The organism is Methanobrevibacter filiformis (assembly GCF_001639265.1).
Classification (GTDB): domain Archaea; phylum Methanobacteriota; class Methanobacteria; order Methanobacteriales; family Methanobacteriaceae; genus Methanacia; species Methanacia filiformis.
On record NZ_LWMT01000083.1, the window covers coordinates 1 to 3,947 of the forward strand.

The 3,947-nt window shown below is 24.0% G+C and carries 5 protein-coding genes; 3 read left to right on the forward strand and 2 right to left on the reverse strand.

The features are described 5' to 3' along the window. The first annotated feature begins 419 nt into the window (after positions 1 to 419). Positions 420 to 824: a hypothetical protein gene (locus MBFIL_RS02930; protein WP_066971329.1), complete on the forward strand. Its 405-nt coding sequence runs from the start codon at positions 420 to 422 to the stop codon at positions 822 to 824. A gap of 105 nt (positions 825 to 929) precedes the next feature. On the opposite strand, the gene arfB is transcribed toward MBFIL_RS02930, so the two are convergent. Then, on the reverse strand, positions 930 to 1,622 hold the full coding sequence (arfB, locus tag MBFIL_RS02935; protein ID WP_066971331.1) for a 2-amino-5-formylamino-6-ribosylaminopyrimidin-4(3H)-one 5'-monophosphate deformylase: 693 nt from the start codon (positions 1,620 to 1,622) through the stop codon (positions 930 to 932). Between the two features lie 81 nt (positions 1,623 to 1,703). Further along, on the reverse strand, positions 1,704 to 2,180 hold the full coding sequence (locus MBFIL_RS02940) for a DUF1947 domain-containing protein (RefSeq protein WP_066971333.1): 477 nt from the start codon (positions 2,178 to 2,180) through the stop codon (positions 1,704 to 1,706). Between the two features lie 418 nt (positions 2,181 to 2,598). Here MBFIL_RS02940 and MBFIL_RS02945 point away from each other — a divergent pair, with 418 nt between their 5' ends. Further along, positions 2,599 to 2,832 (forward strand): LSm family protein, encoded by a 234-nt coding sequence (locus MBFIL_RS02945; protein ID WP_066971335.1) that lies wholly within the window; start codon positions 2,599 to 2,601, stop codon positions 2,830 to 2,832. A gap of 333 nt (positions 2,833 to 3,165) precedes the next feature. Then, complete coding sequence (locus MBFIL_RS02950; protein ID WP_066971336.1) at positions 3,166 to 3,348, forward strand: 50S ribosomal protein L37e; 183 nt, start codon at positions 3,166 to 3,168, stop codon at positions 3,346 to 3,348. The last annotated feature ends 599 nt before the right edge of the window (positions 3,349 to 3,947 follow it).

Here is a 3,947-nt window from a genome sequence, read left to right on the forward strand (position 1 = left end):
ACATAAAATTAAACAAACCAAAAACAATAAGAACAACTAAAAACAATTCAACAAAACCAACAAAATATTAAAAAAAACTCACATAAAAACACAAAAAATAAAGAAAAAATCAATAAAATAGAACAAATAAAGAAACATTAAATGCGAATCCTCATACATATTAATGCAGATATTTTTTTAAATACTCCAAATTTTTATTATATTCTTCTTATGTACCTTAATTGTTTGATAGCTACTTTTAAATAATATTCTTTACAAAGATTTATATAATTAATAGCTTTATATATTATTATTAACTATTTGATTAATATTATTATTATTTAATATAATCATGGATACATATTAATATTAATTAAATTATTAAATATTAAATGAATCTTTAGTTGATTAAGAATTTTCTGTTTATAGGAGGTGACATTTTGAATCAAGAAAAATTAGGTCAATTCGTTGTTATATTTGCAGTTGCTATTATTGCTTTTGGATTAAGTAGCTGTGCAGCATTCTTCACAGGAGATAGTATACCTGTTGATAACCTGTTTAATTTCAGCAATATTACTGGTGATTTAGGCAATAATAATGATGGTATAAATATCAATTTAAGTAATATTGGTCAAGAAAAAAATGCTTCAACTAAAAATACTTCAAATACTATAAACACCAAAAAAGTAAACCAATCCAAAAATACTAATGAAAAGGTTATTAAGAGCCCTACTAAAAATACAACATCTAGTAGTAGTGGTAATAATCCCACTGGGGGGAGTTCTGATGAATCTAACAATGGAAAAACTGGACAAACTGATACTGGAAGTGAGGAAACAGATTGATATAAATAATGTTCCTTTAAATAAGATTCCATTAAAATAATATTAATTTTTAACTTGTTATTATTAGTATTACTTAATTTATTAATTCAATATATGGGTTTAAACCTAAAAATCTAATAATTTTTCTATATCTAATAGAACAGAGTTTATTCCTAAGTTAAATAGCTGTTTTCCATATTCTTCATCCACAGACACTCCTTCTGTTTCTATTTCCTTCGCTCCCTTTTCAATATTTTCATCATTTGCTCGTGCTTCACTAAATTTCCAAAGACCTACTTCTCCATATTTATTTAAATCCAGCTGATTTTTCACTTCATTTTCATTAAGGATTCCTAAAATTTTTCCCATTGATAATTCTCCTGAACCTCCATGGGGACCTTCAGATTCAACTATTTTGTTATTTATAATAATAATTAGTTTAGTTTCAATTTCAATTTCTTCAATACATTGGAATAATGGTAAATTTCCTCCATGTGCATTTACAATAATAGCTTTTTCAATCTTTAAGAATTTTTTAGCTGATTTCAGTGTTTTAATTATTTCTTCTTTTAATTCTTTAAGTGAATTATGAATACCATGGTTTATTTCTTTAATTTCATGTGCAGGATAGAGTACTCCTAAAAATTTAGCTCCAGAGTGTAGTGATGATTCCAAAGCTATGTAGGAGGCTATTTTAGCATCTGTATCAATAGGTAATGCAGGACCATGATTTTCTAAATGAGACCCTAAAGCTATTACTCCGATTTTATGCACATTAGGGTTTTTAATGTTCCCTGCATTGTATCTTAATTCTACCATAGCATTTCCCCATTAGCTCCATTAACTATTGTTTAATATTGTTTTTAATTCTTTAATGATTAGTTTAGATAAACAGTAAGTTTACACTGACATATTCCAAATATCGTCACCAATAAAATGTATTGTGTTCACAGCCTTCCCACTTGTATTTTCAACCATATTTTCACCAGATATTAGGCTAATTCCAATAGCTAATGGTTTTTTATGGGTTTCATCTACAATAAGCACGGTATCTCCTTCTTTAATATCATCGGAAGTGTCTACAATTCCTGGGCTCATGACATCTGCACCATTTACCATGAATTTAACTGCTCCCATATCCACAACGACTTGTTTCATATTTATGTCTTTAGATAATACAGCTTTTAATGTAGGGTATGGCTTATCATTAATCAGGATTATGTTTGGTTTTCCATCTATTAATATAAATGGGTATGGATCTACATCTATATACTCTACTTTCGCTTTTTCTGGTAAAATTGAAGAATATTCTTTTAAATCTTTTTTAATTTCTTTTAATTTCTTTTTTTTAAGATAATATCTGTTTTTAACCTTCAAATTATCACCAATATTTCTTCAACAAGATATCAATATTATGTTATAATATTTATTGCTTATTCATACTTTATCAATTTTTCTATATTTTTTCATATTTTTCCTTGATTTATTTAGTTATGTCTCTTAAAAGTTACTTATTACTTATAAGTTTCTTAATTTTTTATATTTTTTAAAGTTTCAACAAAAATATTATATATGAGTTTGATTATAGAAATATAAATAGAGTTTAATAGATATCTATATATATTAATATTTATATAAGTTAATCATACTTTTCAAAAAATTTTTAAATACATGCTCTAATTAAGATGGTTTATATTTAATATATTTATTAATAATAGACCAACAAAGAATAAGTTTGATACAACAATACATTAGCTTAAAAAGTTTAATTTAGAATTTAATATCAGGTGATAATGTGAATGCCCAAGGACATGTTCAAAGACCTCTAGATGCATTAGGTAAAGCAATAAATTCTCCAGTTTTGATAAAACTCAAAGGTGAGAGGGAATTCAGAGGAATATTAAAAAGTTTTGATTTACATTTAAATCTAGTTCTTAATGATGCTGAGGAATTAGATAATGGAGAAACTGTACGTAGATTAGGTACTGTTCTCATTCGTGGAGATAATATAGTTTATATTTCTCCCTAAATAATTTATTAACTAATTATTTAACTATTGATCAATTTGATTACTTTTTAATTACTTTCTGGTTAAATAGCTATTAGTTTTAATAATGCTTCATAAATCAATTCATGATTTTAGAAACTTTTAAATATTAATAACTAATAATATTTATAAATATAATACTTATATAAAATTAGTTGTTTTTTATTAAATATTATATTTTTTTACTTGTTTTAATCAATAGAGGTTCATGTACTGTTTACAGTACTTTTTCTTGATTATATTGGATATAGTAATATTTAATTTATATTTATGCTTTAAAATACAATTATTTAGAAAATTAAGGGAGGGTTGTTAATGAAGGGAACACCATCAATGGGTAAGAAGAATAAAAAAACCCATATTAGATGTAGACGATGTGGAAGAAATACTTACCATCTTCGTAAAAAAGCTTGTGCATCTTGTGGTTTTGGTAAATCCAAAAGAATAAGAAGGTATAACTGGCAAAACAAAAAAATTACTGGTTTAAGATTAAAATAATTATTATATTATTTTAATATTTTATTTAATCATCTTTATTGTTTTGTATCAATTTTAGGCTTTAATATTTTATTTTAGCTATTTTTAACTCTTTTTTATATATTTGCTGCATTTTATCCTTTGTAATTTAATTATAATCGTTTTTCATTATTTTCTATTGTATATTTTTGTTTATACAAAAACGAATGTTATAACAGCTATTAAAATAATATTCAATGTGATCATTTTATTCATGATTTAGATATTAATATTTTATTATTTGACAAAATTTTTTCTATTTGACAATATTGTATATATTTTAATGGAGTTTTCATTGGTATTTTCTAAAATTTAATCTTTATTTTAGTATCTACATTAAAATTAATCTTATATTAATATTTACTATGAGTTATAGTTATTATATTAACTAAACTATTTTTTAACTTAGTGACTTTAATATAGAATTTTTAAATAGCTATTTTTTTAGTAGTAATTGGCTGTGCAATAATTAATTTTTCAGTTGATGGATGACAGTGAATTTTCTTAGTTGTGGTTAGATTGTAAATTATTTTTTGTAGTTTTTTTTATTTGTTGTCTATGTTTTTCATTGAATATCTATT